A 19,993-nucleotide genomic window follows, 5' to 3' on the forward strand; every position below is an offset into this window, starting at 1 on the left:
CGGGTTTTTCATATTTATATACTTTTCATCGAACCACCATCGACAGATATTTGCTGTCCGGTGACATAGGAGGCTTCCTCTGATGCGATAAATGCCGCCAATGAAGCCATTTCACTCGCTGAACCTACTCTTTGCATCGGGATTCCTGACGCAACAGCCTGTACAGCTTCTTCGCGTGATAATGACTGCTCACGCATCATGTTTTCGATAAACTGTTCATATCGATCTGTAGCAATAAATCCTGGGTTTAAACAATTCACTGTGATCCCTGAAGGCGCAAGCTGTGTGGCTGCATTTTTACTAGCATTGATAATCGCTGCATTCATCATACTGTTCGTAAACATTTGATCACCAGGTTCCTTCCAAAGGTTCCCGACAATTTGAATGATCCGGCCATATTCATGTCTTTTCATCATCGCTGCCGCACGTTTCATCATATCAATGTACGCTAGGGCTTTCTGAGAAAATGCTGCCAGCATCTGCTCACTTTCACATGAATTAAAAGTATCTGGCTTCCCTCCTGGAATGTTATTAATCAACACATCCAGTCTGCCAAACTCTTGATCTATTGCCGCAAAGGCCTCAGCTCGCACTCCTTCATGCGACATATCACCACAGAAAAGAGACACCGGCTCCTTTGTTTCTGCCATACGCTCAATATGCTGCCGCGCATCTTCTAGTAAGGATTGATTTCTAGAATTGATGATGACCTTTACATGGTCCTGGGCGGCAAGCTTTATGGCGATTGCCTTCCCAATCCCTGTACTTGCCCCTGTTACAAATGCAATTCTTTTAGACAAACTCATCCACATCCCTTTTCTGCTTAACTTAGAAAAATACATAAAATGACACTTACAGAATATATTTCAACAAAAAAAGACCTTTCTCCTGCGAAAGGCCTTTGTTCTTTATTTAAATGTCGTTTCCCAATCAAATCCGATTGTCTCGTCATTCCAAGCGATTCTCTTTTCATCTGGGTTTTTCGGGTCATAGGATTCTGTCGTGAAATAGACAATTTGCAGCGGCGTCTCGCCTAGTACCCGGTAGCCATGTGCGACACCCTTTGGGATGAGGAGGAGCATTGGATTGTCTTCCCCCATATAATACACATCGGTTTGACCCTTTGTAGGAGAGTCCTCACGCAAATCGTATAAAACGACCTGAGCATGACCTGCTGGGAAAAACCAAACGTCATCTTGCTTTTCATGATAATGAAAGGCTTTGATCACACCTGGAAAGCTTTTCGACCACGATGCCTGCCCAAAACGTTGCAGCATCGGCTCATCATCTCGAATGAGCTCTGCAAAAAAGCCGCGATCATCACAATGTTTCATGAGTTTTTTCGTTTGTACACCATCAATCATGCTGATGCCATCTCCCTTCTTTCTGCAAAAATTCGTGAAGCGCATCCTTCCAATGTCTCGGCTTCCAGCCTGTGGCTTCAATCGCTTGAAGGTCTAACACAGAATAGGCTGGACGAGGTGTTTGGAAGCCGTACTCTTCTGTGGAAATTGGCTCAATGGTCGTAGACAGGCCGCTTTTTGTCACAATTTCTGACGCAAAGTCAAACCAGGAACAGCTTTCTCGGTTACTGACATGATAAATTCCTGCCTGTTGATCAAATAAATGAATGATGGCCTCTGCGACATCTTTTGTATAAGTAGGTGAGCCTATTTGGTCATTCACGATGCGCAAATGATCCTTTGTTTCTGCGAGCCGAAGGATGGTATTCACAAAATTATGTCCCTCATGTCCGTATAGCCACGATGTACGGATAATTTTCACTTCGTCTGATACAAGATGAAGCAATTCCTCACCAAGCTTTTTACTTTTTCCATAAATGGTGTGAGGATCTGGCTGTGCATCGACTTGGTAAGGCGTGTCTGCTTGCCCGTCAAACACATAATCTGTACTGACATGTAGCACATCAGCCCCTATGTTCTTAGCCTCCAGCGCTGTATAGTAGGCGCCAATGCCATTAACAAGATACGCCTTTTCCGTTTCTGTTTCACACTGATCTACAGAGGTATATGCTGCTGCACTGACAACAATATTAGGGCGAAAGTGTCTCATCGCGTGTCTGACTGCTTGCTGGTCTGCGATATTGAGCATGCTCCTCGTTAAGGCAATGATGGTGATGTCTTTCTCCTTGAGCTGTCTGCTCAATTCTTTCCCTAGTTGCCCGCCTGCACCGGTGATTAAAACTTTCATCCGTCACCCTTCTTCGCTCTGATCATATTTGGCATGATACCAATTGATCGTTTTTTCAATACCTGCTTCAAATGATGTCTCCTGCGTCCAGCCAAGCTCCCGTTTTAGCTTACTGGCGTCAATCGCATACCGTCTGTCATGTCCTTTACGGTCTTCAACAAACGCAATACGGTCATGACTGATCCCGAGCTGCGTCAGAATGGTTTTGGTTAAATCGAGATTCGTTTTCTCGTTGCCGCCGCCAATATTGTACACTTGCCCAGCTGTTCCGTTTTCAAGGACCTGCTTTACAGCTCTCGCATGATCCTCTACATACAGCCAATCGCGAATCTGCTTGCCGTCTCCATAAATCGGGATCTTTTCTCCATTGATTGCTTTTCTAATAATCGTCGGTATTAATTTCTCTTCATGCTGATGCGGCCCATAGTTGTTGCTACATCTTGTGATCATTGCGGGTAATTGGTGAGTGTGGATATAAGATTTTACAAGCAGGTCTGAGCTTGCCTTGCTTGCTGAATAAGGATTATTCGGTGAAAGTGGTGTTTGTTCTGTGAAAGCCGGATCATTCAGTTCCAAATCTCCATATACTTCATCTGTTGAAATATGAATAAGTTTTTTCGCCTTTCCTTTTAAGACCGCTTCAAGCATACGATAGGTACCGAGGACATTTGTTTGAATAAAAGGCTCTGCCGATTCAATACTGCGATCAACATGGGATTCCGCTGCAAAATGAATGATGGCATCATAGACTTCATCAAACGCTTGATCTAGCTCATGTTGAAGAGCGATATCCCCTTGAATAAAACGAAAATGAGACAGCTTTAATAATTCCTCCATCTCCTCTGGATGACTGGCATATGTTAACTTGTCAAAAACAGTGAGCCGGACATCTGTTTCCTGAAGCAACAACTTCACAAAATTCAGTCCAATAAATCCAGCTCCGCCTGTAATTAAATAAGACTTCGTCATTCGTATCCCTCTTTTTTCTTCATCGTTTCAAACATTTTCGTCGATGCTTGGTGGAGAGATTCATGTGTTCCTGCATCAATCCACCACCCTTTTAACATATCATAGGTCAGCTGGCTATTTGAGATATAGAGATTGTTTACATCTGTAATCTCTAATTCGCCTCGATCTGACGGCGAGATTTTCTCAATATATTGAAAGACTTCTTGATCATAAAAATAGATACCCGTGACGCAGTAGGATGAACGCGGATGCTCCGGTTTTTCCTCAATTGATAAAATTCGGTGGTGGGTGGCATCAATTTCTGCAATACCAAACCGCTTTGGATCTGCCACTTCTTTCAACAGAACCTTCGCTCCGCTTTCTTGCTGCTGAAAGGCTTCAACAAAAGGGGTTAGCGATTCCTCAAATACATTATCACCAAGCATTAGCACAAACTTTTCCCCTTCTACAAAGGGCTTTGCGTAGGATAAGCCGTCCGAAATTCCAGAAGCTTCAGGCTGGACCTGATACACAATGTTCATCCCTAGTTCCTGATCGCCTTCAAGTAGCTTTTGAAACAGCGGGATTTGTTCTGCTTGTGATATGACCATTACATCCAATATTCCCGCTTCTTTCAATTTGAACAATGACCAATAAATCATCGGATATGGGCCAACCGGCAATAAATGCTTATTGAAAATCTTTGTTAAAGGTGCCAGTCGTGATCCCTTTCCTCCTGCTAAAATAACTCCCTTCACATCTACACATCCTTATGTTCTTTTTGGTGATGATTCATGAGGTTTATAAGAATGTTTTTCACTCGTTCGGTTCCTTTTCCATCAACGAGTGACCGTCCATTGAGATGGATGCTCCTGCGGAGAAAGTAGCTGCCGGATAGTCTGCGAGTAGCACGCCATATATCCTTTTCATCCACAAGGCGACCTAATCCAAGATGGTGACAGGCTCCCTTTTGTGCAAAACGAGTCGCTGTTACTGCTTGGTGGTCTACTTGCGAAAGGACAATGCTGGGCACTCCGATACAAACGGCCTCATATAACGTCATCCCGCCAGCAACAATCGCTAGATCGGCTTCTGCAAGACGGGCAGGTAATTGATCCGTATGACGAATGAATTGAATATGTGTAGCCTCGATTTCTTCTTCGATGCGAGAGGCTTTTCCTGTAACCGCTAGAATGTGTAAATGGCAAGCTTCGAGAAGTGCTGATACAGCCTTTGTTAATAATCCGCTTGGATCACTGCCTCCAAGGCTGATCACCACCTTCTTACATTCTTTGCGAACCTCATATGTGTCTTTTAATTTGCTGATCTCGTGATCTAACAATAAATAAGGTGTTCCATAAAAGTAGTCCGTTCCATTTACTTGCAGGTGCTTTTCATCCAGTCCACCATAAATGCCGTTTACGACAGCATCAGCAAGCTGGCAAGCTTCTGTTCTTTCTTCTTCAAATAAGACCAGTTTTGCATTTCTGGAGGACGCTTTGATCGATCGAAGGAACTGAAGGTCACAATCAAGGACATCGATTAGCAGAAGATTAGGATTTAGCTCTTTTATGTCCTGCTCCATTTGAAGGAATACGTTTGATTCCTGCACCAAATGAACGTGCCATGCTGGATGCGAGAGCATTTCTACACAAATCTGTTCATTTGTATAAAAATATAAGTCGTTTCCTTCTTGAATCAGTTCCTTTGCCAGCCGTTTCATTCTAACGACATGCCCCATCCCTCTTAAAAAACCACCGTACACAACAATCATGATTTTTTTATTCATTCAGCATCCTTCTGTCTCACAAATTGATTCAACCGAACAATATTAGGGTCTTGTTCACAAATGACGATAAGCTCAGCCGTAGGCACAGTAATAGATCCACCGGCTTTCTCAAGTAAACGGGTAGCAAATACATAATCTTCTTCTGTATCAATCGTGAATCGATAAGCAGGATATGCGAGTTCTTTGGGCGGTGTGAATAATTGCAGTTGAAATCGATCAGGATGCTTTCGGATATACAGCGTGACATGCTCACGCTCCGGCTGCGTAAGGGGAAAATTGTCGATTTCACGTAAAATGGATGCGTCGATCATTTCCCCGGAAATACCGAGTGGCGTTCCAGTCGTATACGTATAATCAGCCTTCTTCCGTCTATGTTCTTCAAGCATTTTCGACAAAAGCGCCGGATCTATAAATGGATTATCTCCCGTTAAACGTACAATGGTTTGTGGTTCAAAATGTTGAGCTATCTTTGCGAATCGCTGCAATACATCCATCTCACTGCCACGAAATACCTTATAGCCCTTTGATAAACAATAATGAGCCAATAGATCATCTTCTGCTTCGACTGTTGTGGCGATCATGAGGTTCTGCGTTTTGTGATTGTAATGATCTGATTGCTTTACCCGTTCAACGATGAAATCGATCAATGCCATATCTCCGATCGGCTTCATCACCTTTTTTGGCAGTCTTGTTGAGCCCATTCTAGCCTGTATGACAAAGAGCACATCATTGATCATTTGTAGACTCCTGCATGAGCACATCTTTCCACGAAACCCCTGTATGGGCTGGAATGTCTCTGACAGCCTTGACGCCAAGTAAAATCTCCATGTACCGCGGATGCAGACCTTGGCTTTTTTGTCCTGGACGTAATACGGCTAGATTTTCTTCGGTCAATGTCTCGCCCTTTGCAATCCCTTTTGTCGTAAAAATCCCTCGATACGCAAATTCACGAATCTGCCCTTCAATGGCTGTTGTCGTTTTAAAAGAACTGCCAAGGAGCTCCTCTGACACAGAATGAACGTCTGCTTCTGATTGATTTCGGTCCTTTTCTGCCGCTCGAATATGCTGAACCATTTCCTTTAATTCTTCGGGATCGAGTGCAAAGGAATGATCGGCGCCAGGCAGCGTCTTATCTATCGTAAAATGCTTTTCAATCATGGCTGCCCCAAGCTTCACAGCAGCAACAGGGGCTTCAGTAGGATGCTCACTATGATCGGAAAAGCCGATGACTGCCTCAGGAAAAGCGGCGGCTAAGGTTTGGAGCACACGAAGATTCGTATAAGCTCTAGGTGCTGGATACTTTGCGACGCAATGCATGATGGCGACCTGATCGTTTTGCACGCTTGTAACCGCCTCATATGCTTCATGAACATCTGCAATAGTGGCTCCGGCAGTTGAGAAAATGATGGGCTTTTGAAAAGAAGCTGTGTGACGCAAAAGAGGCAAATGATTGATTTCATAGGATGCGAGTTTGAAAGCTGGTGGATCGGTTTGATTTAATAAATCCGCAGATTCTTCGTCACACACTGTGCTTAAAAATATTAGCCCTTTTTCCTCACAGCGGGTTAATAACACCGGCAGCCATTCTGGCGGCAGCTCCATTTGTTCGACTAAGGAAAAAATGGACACCTCTTCTCCCTTGGCTGTTTCGTATAAACCCGGTTCCTTTTGATACATCCGATCAGCTTGGAACATTTGAAACTTCACTGCATCGGCACCTGCTTCTTTTGCCACATCAATTAAAGCAAGCGCCTGATCCAGCTTTCCATCATGGTTAATGCCTGCCTCTGCAATGATAAAGACAGGCGCGCCATCCCCCACTTTGCGATCTCCAATGTAGAAATGCGCCATCTTATCTCTCTCCTTTTTTCGGCCATACATGGTAATACAAGAAGGCATTTGTTGTTCTAAATCCCATCTTTTCATACAGCTGAATGGCGGTTGTGTTATGCAGCTGTGTTCCGGCAGAAATAAAACGATGCCCTCTCTCATAAGAGACCTTCATCATCTCAATAAACAGCTTTTTCCCGATCCCTTTTCCTTGTACATCCGGTCTAATCGCAAACAGCTCAAGCGCCAGCTCATCGCCCTTGGTCATCCCTTGTATCAAGCCCACGACTTCATCGTTCACCTTTGCTACGATATTGATATCTGCACGTCCGAGCACATTATTTCTCATCCACTCTTGATAGAAATGCTGGACGACATTCTGGTCTAAAAATGGATCGAGGGCATACCGGCTTTTGACAAAAGCCTGATAAGCGAGTGACACCGCCTCATCGTATTCCTTTTCATCCGGCAGACTGATGACTACATCTTCACCTGTTGATGGCATTTCCATGTGAACAGGTGGCGCTTCAAGACGAGTGAGACCGCCCACATAGTACACATGTGACAGCCTTTGGACGATGCGGTTTTTTTCAACATCCGCCGCTTCAAGACGTAAAAAGAAAAAATCGCATTTTTCTGTTCTCATCCAATTGATGAAGCGCTCCATCAATTCCTGAAAAGCAGATGCTGACTCAGCTTCCGCAAACTTCACATGAAAAATATGCTGATCAAATATGCCGCTTTCCCATTTTGACCAGTCGTATAACAGCACTGCTTTCAGCTGGGCGCCACTGACAAGACCAAACTGTTTGAAGCCTTTCATTTGTTCAATTTGTTGACCGTATTTCTCAATCCAAGCGGACAGCACCTGATCGTCTATTGCATGAACGGCCTTCATGAAGATGCCTTCTGTTCTTTTAAAATAGACAGCACCGCAGTGATGACATCCTGCACATCTTCATCTGTCATACTTGGATAAAGAGGCAGTGAGAGAGTCCGCTTGTAGTACGCGAGTGACTCAGGGAAATCCTCTGGTGAATAGTGATAGGTTTGTTGATAGTATGGATGCAAATGAACAGGGATAAAGTGAACACTCGTGCCGATTTTATAGTCCTTTTGCAGCTGATCAATCAGCTCATTGCGTGTGATGAATGCTTCTTTCGGGTCCACTTGCAGTACATATAAATGCCATGCATGTCTTCCCTCATGATGGACTGGCGGCAGGATCAGCCCTGCTTCCTTTTGAAATGCTTGATTGTATGCTTTCGCAATTTGTTCTCTCCGTGCCTGCATATCATCTAAACGGCTTAGCTGAACAAGCCCTAACGATGCCTGCACATCAAACATGTTCATTTTATAGCCAGGTTCCTCGACCTCGTAGTACCACGTTCCTTTTTCTCCATAACGATTCCATGCTCCTTTGCTCATCCCATGGAGTGCTAGTCTTCTGATCCGAGTGGCAAGCGCATCATCATTCGTCGTCAGCATGCCGCCTTCTCCGGTCGCTATATTTTTCGTCGCATAAAAACTAAAGGCAGTCGCATCACCAATCGAACCAACGGGCTGACCGTGGTACGTTGTGTAAAGAGCATGAGCGGCATCCTCAAGCACAAATAGATCGTACTTTTTGGCAATGGTTAAAATCCGGTCCATATCGCACGATTGACCAGCAAAATGAACAGGGACAATCGCTTTTGTGTGTGGTGTAATCGCCGCTTCTAGTTTCTCTGCATCGAGGTTGAGTGTCGCTGGGTCAATATCGACAAATACAGGTGCTGCCCCTGTATGAATGATCGTATTGGCTGTTGCGCAGAATGTCAGAGGCGTTGTAATCACCTCATCCCCATTCCCAATCCCTCTTGCTTTTAAGGCTAAAAATAAAGCAGCTGTACATGAATTGACAGCGATCGCATGTTTTGCACCGGTCAGCTGCCGGAACTCTTCTTCAAACTGTCTGACTTTTGGTCCGGTTGACAGCCAGCCGGATTTTAATGTTCCAATGACTTCGTCAATTTCTTCCTGCTCAATCAACGGCAGGGCATAAGGAAGAAATTGTTCTCTCTTTTTTTCCATATCGCTTGCACACCCCTATCCTCATCTCTGAAAATCCACACCTGTTTTTGTTTGAAGCAGAGAAAGCAGAACATCGGTCGATCGCGCATGCGGATAATGTTGTTTAATGAACTCAGCTCCTTGCCTCTTTGCCAGCTTCATTTCTTGATCATCCGACAAAATACGAATGGCTTTCTCAGCCAGTTCAACAGGGTTTTCCATATGATAGCTGCCAAGCGACTCGTAATAAGGGTATCTTCTGCCTTCTGTCATTTTCCCGATCAGCACACTCTTTTCAAAGAGCATCGCTTCAAGGCCGACGGTTGATGTGAGCGTAATGACCATATCCATATAAGGCAATAGGTCATACAAGTCGATTTCTTTTTTAATCAATCTCACATGATTTCCTGCTCGTTCAATGGACACATACTCATTTAATCGGTTTCGGGCAATTTCCCACGGATGCGGCTTCATGATCAACTGAATGTCTTTCCGTTTTGCAATCGTTTTAAGCACATCACCATAGAAGGCTTCTGAAAACGGCTGCGTTGCCACAAGCACGGTCTTTTTGGCAGGATTGAAGTTCAATTTTCGAAAGACCATTTCCTGTTGAAGCGGCGTTCGATCCTTCACCAAATCAAACCTCGGATGACCTGTGATCTCCACCTGTTCCGGCTGACAGCCTTTGTGTACATACCAGTCTTTTTCATACTTTCCAAACACCCCGTGGCACGTCGTGAAAATCGGCAAAAAGGCTTCGTCTCCCATCAGTGCGCCGTGCTGAAGACAGATACTCGTGAGCTGGCGTTTCACAGTTTGCAGTGCAAGTACGCGGCTGTAAGCATCCTCCGTTGTCCCCACAATAATGGCTGCAATTGGCTCCATCTGAAATAGCACTTCTGTCTGGTCAATCACATCAATAAATTGCACAATGTCCTTCCGAAGCTTTTCTCTAAAAAAGACATTGCCAAAGACGGGGTGCTTTGCGTAAGGTTTAAGGAGAGCATTTGCTTTCTCAATATATTCAGCATGGGCTTCTTTATTAACCTCTCCCGCTAATTCCGGCTTGCTGATGACCGGTAAACCGAAATAGTCTGCCTTCTTCCAGCGAGCAAGCACCACCGTTTGACTCGGATGGAACCGCGTGTAATTTTGTTCAGTAAAACGCAGATGTTCAAAGTGAAGCAAGACCTTTCCATTCGCCGGACGATAAGCAATAAGCTTGATCTGCTGCTTATGTTGATCAAAAAATGGCTGAATCTCTTCCGGCAATGGACAATCGGTTGTCAATTCTTGACCGAATGCTTCATCCTCCATACGTTCCCTTACTTCAGGACTGATATATTGATAGAAATTGCTGATCAACCCAAGAGGAATTTGTTGATAGGACAAATCCTTCATGAGATTCACATACTCAAAATACACCTGCCAATAATGATGAATATAGTGCGACACTTCAGGTCACCTCCCATGTCTTTGCTTTAATATATGGCGGAGCTCCCAGCAGGTAGACTGCTCAGGAAGTGCTTGAATAAAGGCACTTTTCTCTTCTTCCGCCAATTGATAGTGAATCGACTGTTCTGTGATGTAATTTGTATCTAACACTTCATCATAGGGATAGAACGGATAAAAATGATTTAATCGAAAAAAGAACCGGGCATCCCCTATTCGATAAAAATGCGGACTCTCGTCCCAGTAAGACCCAAATTCAGCATGAATTTTTGTTAAAATAGAAGCACGATGAACGACCGAGCAATGATCTATGGCACAAGGTGCATTCCATTGCACCGTTTGCGCAGGTCGAATCGTTTCCTTTACTGGCTCTTTATTGCTATTTAAATAGATTACTTTCGATGCAGAATAGACAATATCTTCACATGGTCGAGCATCTAGATAATGTGTGAGCTTTTCTAAACGGTCCGGGGCATAGACATTGTCATCTGTGGCATAGGAAATATACTCGCCCTTTGCTAGTTCTAAAGCTTGATTAATGAGGACGGCGTATCGGGTTTTCGCTGTTCTCTCCTCCAGCGATTTGACACCGCTTTGGATAAAATGAACACGGGGATCTTTGCGAAAGGGCTCAATCGCGTCAAGGGTTTTTTCATTTGAACCATCGTCCATGATAAATAGTTCAAAGTCTGACAGCGTCTGCTGCAAAACCGCTTCAATCGATCTGCCGACGTAAGCCGCCTTGTTGTAGCTCGTCATAATGACAGTTACTTTTGTCAAAGTTTTCACCTCGGTCTCTTTCAAACTATGTTTATCATATGTGTCTCCTCTTAAAGAGACTGTAGAGTGACCTATTTTTTATAAAATTGTATTTTTTTAATGATCTATCTTTGAAAAACGCGAACTTTTTGGTAATATAAGTAATCATTTATGTGTATTAAAGGAGTAAAGAACATTGGAAGCTATGAAGAATGATCACTCCCAACAAGAGGAAGTAAAAGGTTTTTTTCGATTTTTCAAAATTTTTGTCGCAACAAAAACGATTATTCGCTCATATCAACATTCCTATATTCCCATTTGGCTGATGATGCTCCTTGCAAGTATCGCTGGTACAGGCTGGGTCTACGAAGGGTATTTTAGCGAGTATATGGGCAATCATATTCCATTTCCTTTTATTTTGTTACAAGGTGCGGGATATGGTATTCTCGCAGGCAATCTCGGTCTATTTTTCGGTGTACTCATCCTAAAGTGGTTAGGGCGTCTTTTTTTCGGCAGTCAAACGGCATATCGAGATGTACTCAAAGCCTTCACGCTGACGACCTTTTTCCCTTCCGCTTTATTTGCACTCAGTTGGATTTGCACGATTGGAATGCTTGGTCCGTATACGTTTGTCAAAATCTCACCCTATTTAGATCAGCATTTTGAGGTATGGTATTATCTCGATCTTTTGACACTGATTGATGCTTATGCAAAGACGTGGATATTTGGAATGACTGTTTTAGGCATTGTCGCTGTGATGAAGCTGAAATTATGGCAAGCCTTCCTCATCGTGATCACACCGCTTGCGGCATGTTTTCTTATCATTACTCTTTTATTTGGTGTCCAGCGCGCTGTAAATTGGATGATGTAAGGCCTGACAAAGAATGCGAGGGTTTGCCCGCGCCTAAGGAACTGCACCACAGTTCCTTTTTTTCGTTCAATGTACATATTCTCCCCTCCTGTCTCATAGTGTGAAAGAGAGAAAGAATGCTATGGAAACAACAGGTGCTCAAGCGCCTTCTGTTTAGAACACCATGAGGAAAGAGGAGGAACGTTATGAAATTGAAAAATCAATTTGGGCAAGGTTCGGGTTTCGAAGGTCAAGATTTTCGCCAGCAACAATATGGAGCAAATCCGTATCCTGCGCAGCAGATGGGTTATTCAGTCCCTCCCCAAACGCAGGGTCAAATGCAAGGACAAATGCAGCAGGGATTTTCACCAATGCCGTCTACTGGTTCTTCACCAGGGGGGCAGGGCACGCAGAGCGGCGGGCAGCCTTATCAAATTCCTTCTGGACCGATTTATCAGCAGAATGTCACTGGTCAGCTGCCAATCGAGCAGTCCTATATTGAAAATATTTTACGATTGAACCGCGGCAAGGTAGCCACGATTTATATGACGTTTGAGGCAAGTAAGGAATGGAACTCGAAGATTTTCAGAGGCGTCATTGAAGCTGCAGGACGTGACCACATTATCATTAGTGATAACAAGACAGGAACACGATACTTACTATTAACGATCTATCTTGATTACATTACGTTTGATGGGGAAATTCAATACGACTATCCATACTCCATGTCCACGTATTCTCCGAGGTAGATAACGCCACATATCGCAAAAGCAAGGAGCAGGCGCCCTTGCTTTTTTCTTTTGATTAGGTTTTTGTCACACTCTAGGGCGCTCGTCATAAGATGCCTAGTAGTTTTTATCAAACGCCTAGAGGTGACATTCATGACTGTTGAGCTGGATTATACTTCCCCAAATGTTAAATATTCATACGATCTGAATCAAAGCCCCCTTGTGAAATACGATCAGCATAACCTGATTAACGTTTTAGGAAAAAAACAATTAAATTCGTTGGATCAAGTATCTCTGCTGGATATATATTTGAGTAAAAGCAAAGTCGTAGAGCCTCATTATCATCAAAATGCCGCAGAGCTTGTTTATTGTATAGCCGGTTCTGCTGCCGTCTCGATGCTGAATCCATTTACAAAAAAACTTCACACCTATACCATCACCCCAGGACAGGTAGCAAACGTACCTCAAGGCTGGTGGCACTATGAAGTTGCCCTTCAAGACAGAACTCATTTGTTAGCCATTTTTAACGCATCTACGCCAGAAGTGATCCTAGGCTCAGACCTTCTCACCCTCACCCCTGCTCACATCATGGCACATACGTATTGCATGAACGAAACACAGTGGAAACAGGCGACTCAGCCTGTGAAGCCAAGTGCGTTTATCGGACCATTTTGCCACAGAGAAGAGGAAGCACAAACGAACCCTGTCCCTCCGTCTCACTACATCCCTTATTATCAAGCACCGCCAAACTACGCCCCTTACTGGAATTAAGAAAAAAACCGATGCCCCTCTCAGAGCATCGGTTTTTTAGCTTATAAATTTTTTGCTGCTGCAATGACAAGCATGATCCAAGAAGCAATAAACGCCACTCCGCCAATTGGGGTAATGGCACCTAGAATCTTCACCTGAGTCAATGCTAGGACATAAAGGCTTCCTGAGAAGAAAAGGATACCTGCAAGCATCACCCAGCCAGCGGTTGGGACTAGAGAAACACCTGACAGCTTATCTGCAAGAAAGGCGACAATAAATAGTCCAATCGCATGGAACATCTGATATTGAACCCCTTTGTTCCAAATCTCTATATACTTTTCAGGGATTTTCCCTTCAAGACCGTGCGCACCGAAGGCTCCGAGTCCAACAGCTAGCATCGCATTAATCGCACCTAAAATGAAAAATAGTTTCATTCGTCATTCTCCTTATCTCGTCAATTATATTTATCATAGCGCGGGTGACAGACGATATTCAACTTTCCCTTTACGTTGACACGAGATTGTCGGATTTCTTTTTCTTTCGTAACAGAACTTGATCGACCGCGATCGCAATGAGTGTACCTAGAACAAGTCCATTGCTTAATAATGAAATGAGCACAGGATGCATGCCTTTCAAGGCTTCCTGCGGTACAAACATCGCCCCTACACCTGCTAAAACGGCAATCCCTAGGACAAAGCGAATCCGCGGAATTTCTTCTTTCTCATACTGATCAAACTCAGACATCGCAATTCCAATCATCGAGGAGAACACCACAAAGTTTACAGCAAGCCCCACAGGTGATGGCAATGCGGAGAAAAAGCTCATGAGCAGCGGGAATAAACTAATGAGTACAATGAGCAGACTTCCTATGAAAAATGGCTTTCTCGATGGAATTTTCGTTGTCTGTATAAACCCTGCTGCCCCGGAAATAGGTACAGGCGCAATTGCACCGATCAATCCGCTCAGTAGGTGACCAAATGCTGCGACAAAACCAGCCGGACGGGCTCTCTTCCGCTCACGCAGTTCACCAAATGCCTTCACTGAACTTTCCACAATTCGAATACTGGCCAGCATGTTCACAATGAGTAATATCGTAATGAAAAAGGACGTGACAAGCAATCCACTGTCAAAGACTGGCATGCCGAATGGGAACAGCTTCGGAAACTCGATGATTTTTTCTGGAATTCGAACCGGCTTTGCCAACCCGAGTAGAGCGAATAACAACCAGCCTCCTGCAAGGGCAAACAACACAGAAAACTGTCTCAAGTAATGCCATTTTGAGCGGCTGATCATGAAGGTCAGGATAATAATGAAGATTGATAAGCAAAAAACAAGCCCATCCACCTGATTTCCCCGATAGCCGATGCCCATCAGCCCTTTCATGATCGGCTGACTTAACTGGACAACTAATAATAGCAAGTAAATGCCTGTGACGACTGGCGTAAATAAAGACGCAAGCCAATTAATGATTTTAAATAAACTAAAAATAAAAAAGAAAGCGGCACTAAAAATTAAAGCCCCTTGTAGTGCTTGCAGAGTTTCAGGATACGTCGCAAAGATGGTTCCTGTCATACCTGCATAAAGGGTATACACACCCCACCAAAGCCCCGCTGGACTTTCATTGATCGGCAGCATATGGCCGCATAAACACTGAACCATCGCCACAAGACCAAGTGAAAAGAATGTACTTTGAATCAGCTCCGCTGACTGCACTTGGTTCAATTCAAATGCTTGTGCAATCGCAATTGGTACAGCAATAGAAGCTGCGATAAAAAATGCCATCCACTGAATGGCGCCCAAAAATAGTTTCAAACCGATCACCTTCCCTTTGTCGTGACAAGACCATTAAAAATCAAAGATAGAGTCGCCGTTCCCATCCTTCTCTTTTTGCCCCTCTTCTTGATGCTGAAATTTCTTCGCACCACTCGCACCCATCAGTTTCTCAAGCATGGCTTGATCTGAGGATACGGGCGGCGCGGGCGGTGTCTGTATCGAAGAAGGTGGCGAGATAACCGGCGTTTGCGGCATTTGCACCTGTGATGGTGCATCGAGAATGACATCACATAGTGAAGAAATCGCCGCCACTTGGCGTTTCACCTCTTCATCATTTCCACTTTGTTTCGCCTTTTGAACCGCTTCCTCCATTTTTTGAAGCAGGCTTGATATATGAATATTCAAGGGTAGACCCTCCAATCTAAAAAAGTCTCTTTTCAACATTATTTTACCAAATGAACAAACGAAATGGGTTCATTTTTTCAAAGCAGTCTGCTCCCGCCTCTCTTATTTGACCCGACATAGCCCTTCACACATAATAAAGGAAACAACATCGTTTATGAAAGGATTGAATAATGGACAAACTCACTACTCTTTTTCAGAAACAAAAAGTCTTTCAAAAGCCTCCGGTGGAAGAACGCATCCGTCTTCTTAAAGACTTAAAAGCAGCCATCAAACAGCATGAGAAGGATATTTTACAAGCCTTGGCCCATGATTTACATAAATCCGAACAGGAGGCCTACACAACAGAGATCGGGATGGTGTATGAGGAAATCAATCATACCATCAAGCACCTCCACAAATGGGCAAAGCCAACACGCGTGCGAACGCCCCTCACTCATATCGGGTCGAAAAGCATGATTATGAAGGAACCTTATGGCAATGTGCTCATCATTGCCCCTTGGAACTATCCTTTCCAATTGGCCCTTTCTCCATTAGTTGGTGCCATTGCTGCGGGTAATGCCGTTATTTTAAAACCGTCTGAGCTGACGCCGCAAGTCTCAGAAGTAATCAGTGCAATGGTCGAACCTGTATTTCAAGAAGACCATGCAGCTATCGTAGAAGGCGGTGTAGATGTGAGTACAGAGCTGTTGAAACTGCCCTTTGATTATATCTTCTTTACAGGAAGTGTGGCAGTTGGCAAAGTCGTCATGGAAGCCGCCGCAAAGCATTTGACCCCTGTCACACTTGAGCTTGGCGGAAAAAGCCCTTGCATCGTCACGCCTGATGCAGATATCAAATTAGCAGCAAAGCGAATCACGTTCGGCAAATTTACCAATGCTGGCCAAACGTGTATTGCACCAGACTATTTGCTTGTTCATGAATCCATTAAAGACGATCTTTTACGGGAAATGACAGCCTGTATCCGTGACTTTTATGGCGACCAGCCTGAAACAAATCCGCACTTTGGGAAAAATGTCAGCCAGCGTCATTTTGACAGGCTCTCACAATTTCTCTCAAATGGAACGATCGTTACAGGTGGACAGCGCAACGAAGACGAGCTCAAAATTGCACCAACCATATTAGACCACATCACATGGGAAGATCCTGTCATGCAGGAGGAAATTTTCGGACCGATTCTGCCTGTCATGACCTTCGATTCTCTGCACGAGGCAGCTCATATGATCAAAACAAGACCGAAGCCGCTTGCGCTTTACTTATTTACAACAAGTAAAGAAACAGAAGCCTATATTCTAGACCATCTCTCATTTGGCGGAGGATGTATCAATGACACGCTCATGCATGTCGCTACTCCTTACCTGCCATTCGGAGGCGTGGGTGAAAGCGGCATGGGACGATATCACGGGAAAGAAAGCTTCTTTACGTTTACGCATGAAAAAAGCGTCCTGCGCCAAACCAATCGCTTCGATTTTTCCTTCCGTTATCCAAATGCGAAAAACGGACTCGACTTGGTTCGTAAATTTTTAAAATAAACAGGACGAAGGGTCTCTCCCCTCGTCCTCTTTTTACTCAATATCTTGGATACACCAGTTGATTTCTTCAATCCCCATTTGCTTTAAATACGCGTTTACCTTTGAAAACGGACGACTGCCAAAAAAGCCGTTTCTTGCAGAAAAAGGACTTGGATGAGGTGACTCAATGATGTAATGCTTGTTTTGATCAATGCGTTCTTTCTTATTTTGAGCATGTCTTCCCCACAGCACAAAAACGACGGGCTGATCACGTTCATTCAGCACATCAATCACGCGGTCTGTCACACGTTCCCAGCCCTTGCCTTTATGCGAGTTCGCCTCGCCCTTTCTCACGGTTAGCACAGTGTTTAAGAGCAGCACACCTTGCTCTGCCCAGCTCACAAGTGAGCCGTGATTTGGAACAGGACAGCCAAGATCATCCTTTAGCTCCTGAAAAATATTTCTCAATGATGGCGGATGCTTCACACCAGGCTGAACAGAAAAGCTTAATCCATGTGCCTGACCTGGGCCATGATAAGGGTCTTGTCCCAAAATCACCACTTTGACCTCTTCATATGACGTCAAATGAAGCGCACGATAAACGTCATCTGGTTTCGGAAAAACGGTCTGCGTGCGATATTCTTCCTTCATCCATTCACGTAATTCGTGATAATATGGCTGTTCAAATTCACTTTTCATCACAGCCCACCAGCTATCATTTAAAAATGGCTTCATTGGGGTTCTCCTCCTTGTGTCTGCTGCGTTAGTCTTGAGATCATCGGTTTTCCATCCCACACAATCTCACTCTCTGATTCTCGTTTTTTCATTGCTGGTTCTTCTAATAAGACAGCAAAGTTGGCTGTCGGAAGGTCACCCAGCCCATGCTTTTCACTTAGATCATCTAAGTAGTTCTTCCTTGTCTCACCAAGATCACTAGACTGATTCCCTCCGCCGTCAAAAAACGCATAGATCACGCTGGCAGCTGGCACTCGTTTGATCCGGGCATGCTGTGATACACGCAAAAAGAAGTCCCAGTCCCAATAATGATGCATCGCTGGATCAAAATAGCCAATCTCATCGTGTATACAGCGTTTATACATACTGCCGGAAGGAACATATGTAGAAAAGACACGCATATCCTCAATAGCAGCTGTATACGCGAACAGACGTCTTGACACCGGGAAGCGGGTCGCGCCTTTTTCTTCAAATGACACAATTTCTGCATCAGAAAAGACAAAATCGGCGTCCTCCAGCGCCTTACTCATACGTTCAATATGACAAGGTGTAAAGTAATCATCGTCGTCACTCAGCATGATGACATCGCCAGTCAGCTCCCGCACCCCCACGTTTCTAGCATTCACATGCTGGACGTTCTCATCTAAATGGATCAAGCGGATCGGAAGTTCGGGGTAGAGTTCCTGAATGATCTCGACGCGCTCTCCTGCATCATTCACAACCACAATTTCAAAAGGCTGTACGGTTTGTCTCGTAATAGATTCAAGCAGCTCACACAATGCGCTGAGCCGGTTATGTGTCACAATTAATAAGGAAATCTTCATATTCAGCTAACTCCTTTAATAGATTCGTCTTTTTCCATTAAAACATAAAATGACGTTCTTCTCATGATATAAAAGGCGGTTTGATGTGACGGGAAAATGGGAATTTTCGATGGAAAGGAGTGATCACGATGGAATATTTCACAGTAGAAAATAGCAAAGAAGCGAAGCAGACCATTGAACAAATACGCTCAGCAAAGGATGATATTTTTGTTTTTGCATACGATCCAGAACGCTCTGATACCGTCACAGAGCATACGAATGCCAAAAGCATGACAGCGGTCGATCAAGGGATTTTAGATCAAATTGCCAATGTCATCCGCACCCGGGATGACGAGCTCATGGCCAAAATGATGTCAGTTGGCGCCGATCAGGAATTAGCTTTAACTCTTTTAGACGAACTGAAAAAGGGGAAATTAGTGATTTTTAAAAGGTAAGGGGTAAGGCGTTCTTCCTAGGGTAGAACGCTTTTTTATGTCGTTTCATTGTGATAAATGGAAAAGCTGATTATAATAAGGATAGAACAGTAACTGTTACACATCACATTGGAGGTTCAGCAACTATGTCTATGAATAAAGCACTCACCATCGCAGGCTCGGATTCAAGCGGCGGTGCAGGTATCCAAGCAGATTTAAAAACGTTTCAAGAAAAAAACGTCTACGGGATGACAGCTTTAACCGTTGTCGTTGCAATGGACCCTCATAACCATTGGGATCATCAGGTGTTTCCAATTGATACGGCGACGATTCGTGCGCAGCTCTCTACCATTGTAGAAGGTATTGGGGTAGATGCGCTGAAAACGGGTATGCTCCCAACAGTCGACGTGATCGAACTTGCGGCTGACACCATCAAAACATATGACCTGAAAAATGTCGTCATTGATCCTGTTATGGTTTGTAAGGGTGCGAACGAAGTCCTTTATCCAGAGCACGCGGAAGCACTGCGCGAAAAGCTTACGCCACTGGCAACAGTCATCACGCCTAACCTTTTCGAAGCAGGTCAATTAAGCGGAATCGGTGAGATCAAAACGATCGAACAAATGGAAGAAGCAGCAAAACGCATTCACGAACTTGGTGCCAAGTATGTGGTCATCACTGGAGGCGGTAAGCTAAGCCCAGATAAAGCGATCGATTTGCTTTATGATGGACAAACCTTCGAACGACTTGAAACAGAGAAGATCGACACAGAATACACACACGGCGCAGGCTGCACATTCTCAGCAGCAGTCACAGCTGAACTGGCAAACGGCTCAGACGTGAAAGAAGCCATTTATGCAGCAAAAGAATTCATCACAGCTGCCATCAAAGGCTCTTTCCAGCTAAATGAATACATCGGACCAACAAAGCATTCTGCTCATCGTTTTGACAAATAAAACAGAAAAA

23 protein-coding genes are annotated in these 19,993 nt (G+C 44.2%); 6 read left to right on the forward strand and 17 right to left on the reverse strand.

Annotated elements, in window-relative coordinates:
- Positions 1-14: 14 nt before the first annotated feature.
- From QRN39_RS14095 to QRN39_RS14150, 12 genes are all read right to left on the reverse strand, one after another.
- Positions 15-806, reverse strand: coding sequence for an SDR family oxidoreductase (locus tag QRN39_RS14095; RefSeq protein WP_269199666.1), 792 nt, complete (start codon positions 804-806; stop codon positions 15-17).
- Positions 807-908: 102 nt separating this feature from the next.
- Entirely contained in the window at positions 909-1,364 is a 456-nt protein-coding gene (locus QRN39_RS14100; protein WP_003215275.1) for a dTDP-4-dehydrorhamnose 3,5-epimerase family protein, read from the reverse strand.
- Positions 1,357-2,211, reverse strand: a complete 855-nt coding sequence (gene rfbD, locus QRN39_RS14105) for a dTDP-4-dehydrorhamnose reductase (protein WP_050944487.1) — start codon at positions 2,209-2,211, stop codon at positions 1,357-1,359. The genes QRN39_RS14100 and rfbD overlap by 8 nt, the downstream gene beginning before the upstream one ends.
- 3 nt (positions 2,212-2,214) lie before the next feature.
- On the reverse strand, positions 2,215-3,180 hold the full coding sequence (rfbB, locus tag QRN39_RS14110; protein WP_284907457.1) for a dTDP-glucose 4,6-dehydratase: 966 nt from the start codon (positions 3,178-3,180) through the stop codon (positions 2,215-2,217).
- Positions 3,177-3,917: a sugar phosphate nucleotidyltransferase gene (locus tag QRN39_RS14115; RefSeq protein ID WP_212045672.1), complete on the reverse strand. Its 741-nt coding sequence runs from the start codon at positions 3,915-3,917 to the stop codon at positions 3,177-3,179. The genes rfbB and QRN39_RS14115 overlap by 4 nt, the downstream gene beginning before the upstream one ends.
- A 2-nt stretch (positions 3,918-3,919) precedes the next feature.
- Positions 3,920-4,948 (reverse strand): PseG/SpsG family protein, encoded by a 1,029-nt coding sequence (locus QRN39_RS14120; RefSeq protein ID WP_284907459.1) that lies wholly within the window; start codon positions 4,946-4,948, stop codon positions 3,920-3,922.
- Positions 4,945-5,685 (reverse strand): cytidylyltransferase domain-containing protein, encoded by a 741-nt coding sequence (locus QRN39_RS14125; protein ID WP_284907461.1) that lies wholly within the window; start codon positions 5,683-5,685, stop codon positions 4,945-4,947. The genes QRN39_RS14120 and QRN39_RS14125 overlap by 4 nt, the downstream gene beginning before the upstream one ends.
- Complete coding sequence (locus tag QRN39_RS14130) at positions 5,675-6,799, reverse strand: N-acetylneuraminate synthase family protein (protein ID WP_050944492.1); 1,125 nt, start codon at positions 6,797-6,799, stop codon at positions 5,675-5,677. The genes QRN39_RS14125 and QRN39_RS14130 overlap by 11 nt, the downstream gene beginning before the upstream one ends.
- A gap of 1 nt (position 6,800) precedes the next feature.
- On the reverse strand, positions 6,801-7,676 hold the full coding sequence (locus QRN39_RS14135) for a GNAT family N-acetyltransferase (RefSeq protein WP_050944493.1): 876 nt from the start codon (positions 7,674-7,676) through the stop codon (positions 6,801-6,803).
- Positions 7,673-8,851, reverse strand: a complete 1,179-nt coding sequence (locus tag QRN39_RS14140) for a DegT/DnrJ/EryC1/StrS family aminotransferase (protein ID WP_284907462.1) — start codon at positions 8,849-8,851, stop codon at positions 7,673-7,675. Before QRN39_RS14140 ends, QRN39_RS14135 begins: the two co-directional genes overlap by 4 nt.
- Positions 8,852-8,872: 21 nt before the next feature.
- Positions 8,873-10,285, reverse strand: coding sequence for a capsular polysaccharide export protein, LipB/KpsS family (locus QRN39_RS14145; protein WP_284907463.1), 1,413 nt, complete (start codon positions 10,283-10,285; stop codon positions 8,873-8,875).
- A 6-nt stretch (positions 10,286-10,291) separates the two neighbouring features.
- Positions 10,292-11,062, reverse strand: coding sequence for a glycosyltransferase family 2 protein (locus QRN39_RS14150; protein ID WP_284907464.1), 771 nt, complete (start codon positions 11,060-11,062; stop codon positions 10,292-10,294).
- A gap of 184 nt (positions 11,063-11,246) precedes the next feature.
- Here QRN39_RS14150 and QRN39_RS14155 point away from each other — a divergent pair, with 184 nt between their 5' ends.
- From QRN39_RS14155 to QRN39_RS14165, 3 genes are all read left to right on the forward strand, one after another.
- Positions 11,247-11,912, forward strand: coding sequence for a YIP1 family protein (locus tag QRN39_RS14155; RefSeq protein WP_223251281.1), 666 nt, complete (start codon positions 11,247-11,249; stop codon positions 11,910-11,912).
- Positions 11,913-12,097: 185 nt separating this feature from the next.
- Positions 12,098-12,640, forward strand: coding sequence for a spore coat protein GerQ (gene gerQ / locus QRN39_RS14160; protein ID WP_003215192.1), 543 nt, complete (start codon positions 12,098-12,100; stop codon positions 12,638-12,640).
- Positions 12,641-12,772: 132 nt separating this feature from the next.
- Positions 12,773-13,390 carry a cupin domain-containing protein gene (locus QRN39_RS14165; protein WP_044140224.1) on the forward strand — a complete coding sequence of 206 codons (618 nt, stop codon included), beginning with the start codon at positions 12,773-12,775 and terminating at the stop codon, positions 13,388-13,390.
- A 41-nt stretch (positions 13,391-13,431) separates the two neighbouring features.
- Here the strand turns inward: QRN39_RS14165 and QRN39_RS14170 are convergent, their stop codons facing one another.
- From QRN39_RS14170 to QRN39_RS14180, 3 genes are all read right to left on the reverse strand, one after another.
- Entirely contained in the window at positions 13,432-13,803 is a 372-nt protein-coding gene (locus tag QRN39_RS14170; RefSeq protein ID WP_003215282.1) for a DUF423 domain-containing protein, read from the reverse strand.
- A gap of 70 nt (positions 13,804-13,873) precedes the next feature.
- Positions 13,874-15,181 carry a purine/pyrimidine permease gene (locus QRN39_RS14175; RefSeq protein ID WP_003214905.1) on the reverse strand — a complete coding sequence of 436 codons (1,308 nt, stop codon included), beginning with the start codon at positions 15,179-15,181 and terminating at the stop codon, positions 13,874-13,876.
- A 33-nt stretch (positions 15,182-15,214) separates the two neighbouring features.
- Entirely contained in the window at positions 15,215-15,547 is a 333-nt protein-coding gene (locus QRN39_RS14180) for a YwdI family protein (RefSeq protein WP_284907466.1), read from the reverse strand.
- A 170-nt stretch (positions 15,548-15,717) separates the two neighbouring features.
- Between QRN39_RS14180 and QRN39_RS14185 the strand changes: the two genes are divergently transcribed.
- Positions 15,718-17,076: an aldehyde dehydrogenase gene (locus tag QRN39_RS14185; RefSeq protein ID WP_284907467.1), complete on the forward strand. Its 1,359-nt coding sequence runs from the start codon at positions 15,718-15,720 to the stop codon at positions 17,074-17,076.
- Positions 17,077-17,109: 33 nt separating this feature from the next.
- Here the strand turns inward: QRN39_RS14185 and QRN39_RS14190 are convergent, their stop codons facing one another.
- Positions 17,110-17,790, reverse strand: coding sequence for a uracil-DNA glycosylase (locus QRN39_RS14190; RefSeq protein ID WP_284907468.1), 681 nt, complete (start codon positions 17,788-17,790; stop codon positions 17,110-17,112).
- Positions 17,787-18,614, reverse strand: coding sequence for a glycosyltransferase family 2 protein (locus QRN39_RS14195; protein ID WP_003214726.1), 828 nt, complete (start codon positions 18,612-18,614; stop codon positions 17,787-17,789). Before QRN39_RS14195 ends, QRN39_RS14190 begins: the two co-directional genes overlap by 4 nt.
- A 128-nt stretch (positions 18,615-18,742) precedes the next feature.
- Here QRN39_RS14195 and QRN39_RS14200 point away from each other — a divergent pair, with 128 nt between their 5' ends.
- Together QRN39_RS14200 and QRN39_RS14205 are read left to right on the forward strand one after the other, a co-directional pair.
- Positions 18,743-19,048: a YflT domain-containing protein gene (locus QRN39_RS14200; RefSeq protein ID WP_137054226.1), complete on the forward strand. Its 306-nt coding sequence runs from the start codon at positions 18,743-18,745 to the stop codon at positions 19,046-19,048.
- Positions 19,049-19,173: 125 nt separating this feature from the next.
- Positions 19,174-19,983, forward strand: coding sequence for a bifunctional hydroxymethylpyrimidine kinase/phosphomethylpyrimidine kinase (locus tag QRN39_RS14205; RefSeq protein WP_044140232.1), 810 nt, complete (start codon positions 19,174-19,176; stop codon positions 19,981-19,983).
- The last annotated feature ends 10 nt before the right edge of the window (positions 19,984-19,993 follow it).

The sequence above is a fragment of the Bacillus sp. lyk4-R2A-2 genome (genome assembly GCF_030209735.1).
Classification (GTDB): Bacteria; Bacillota; Bacilli; order Bacillales; family Bacillaceae; genus Bacillus; species Bacillus pumilus.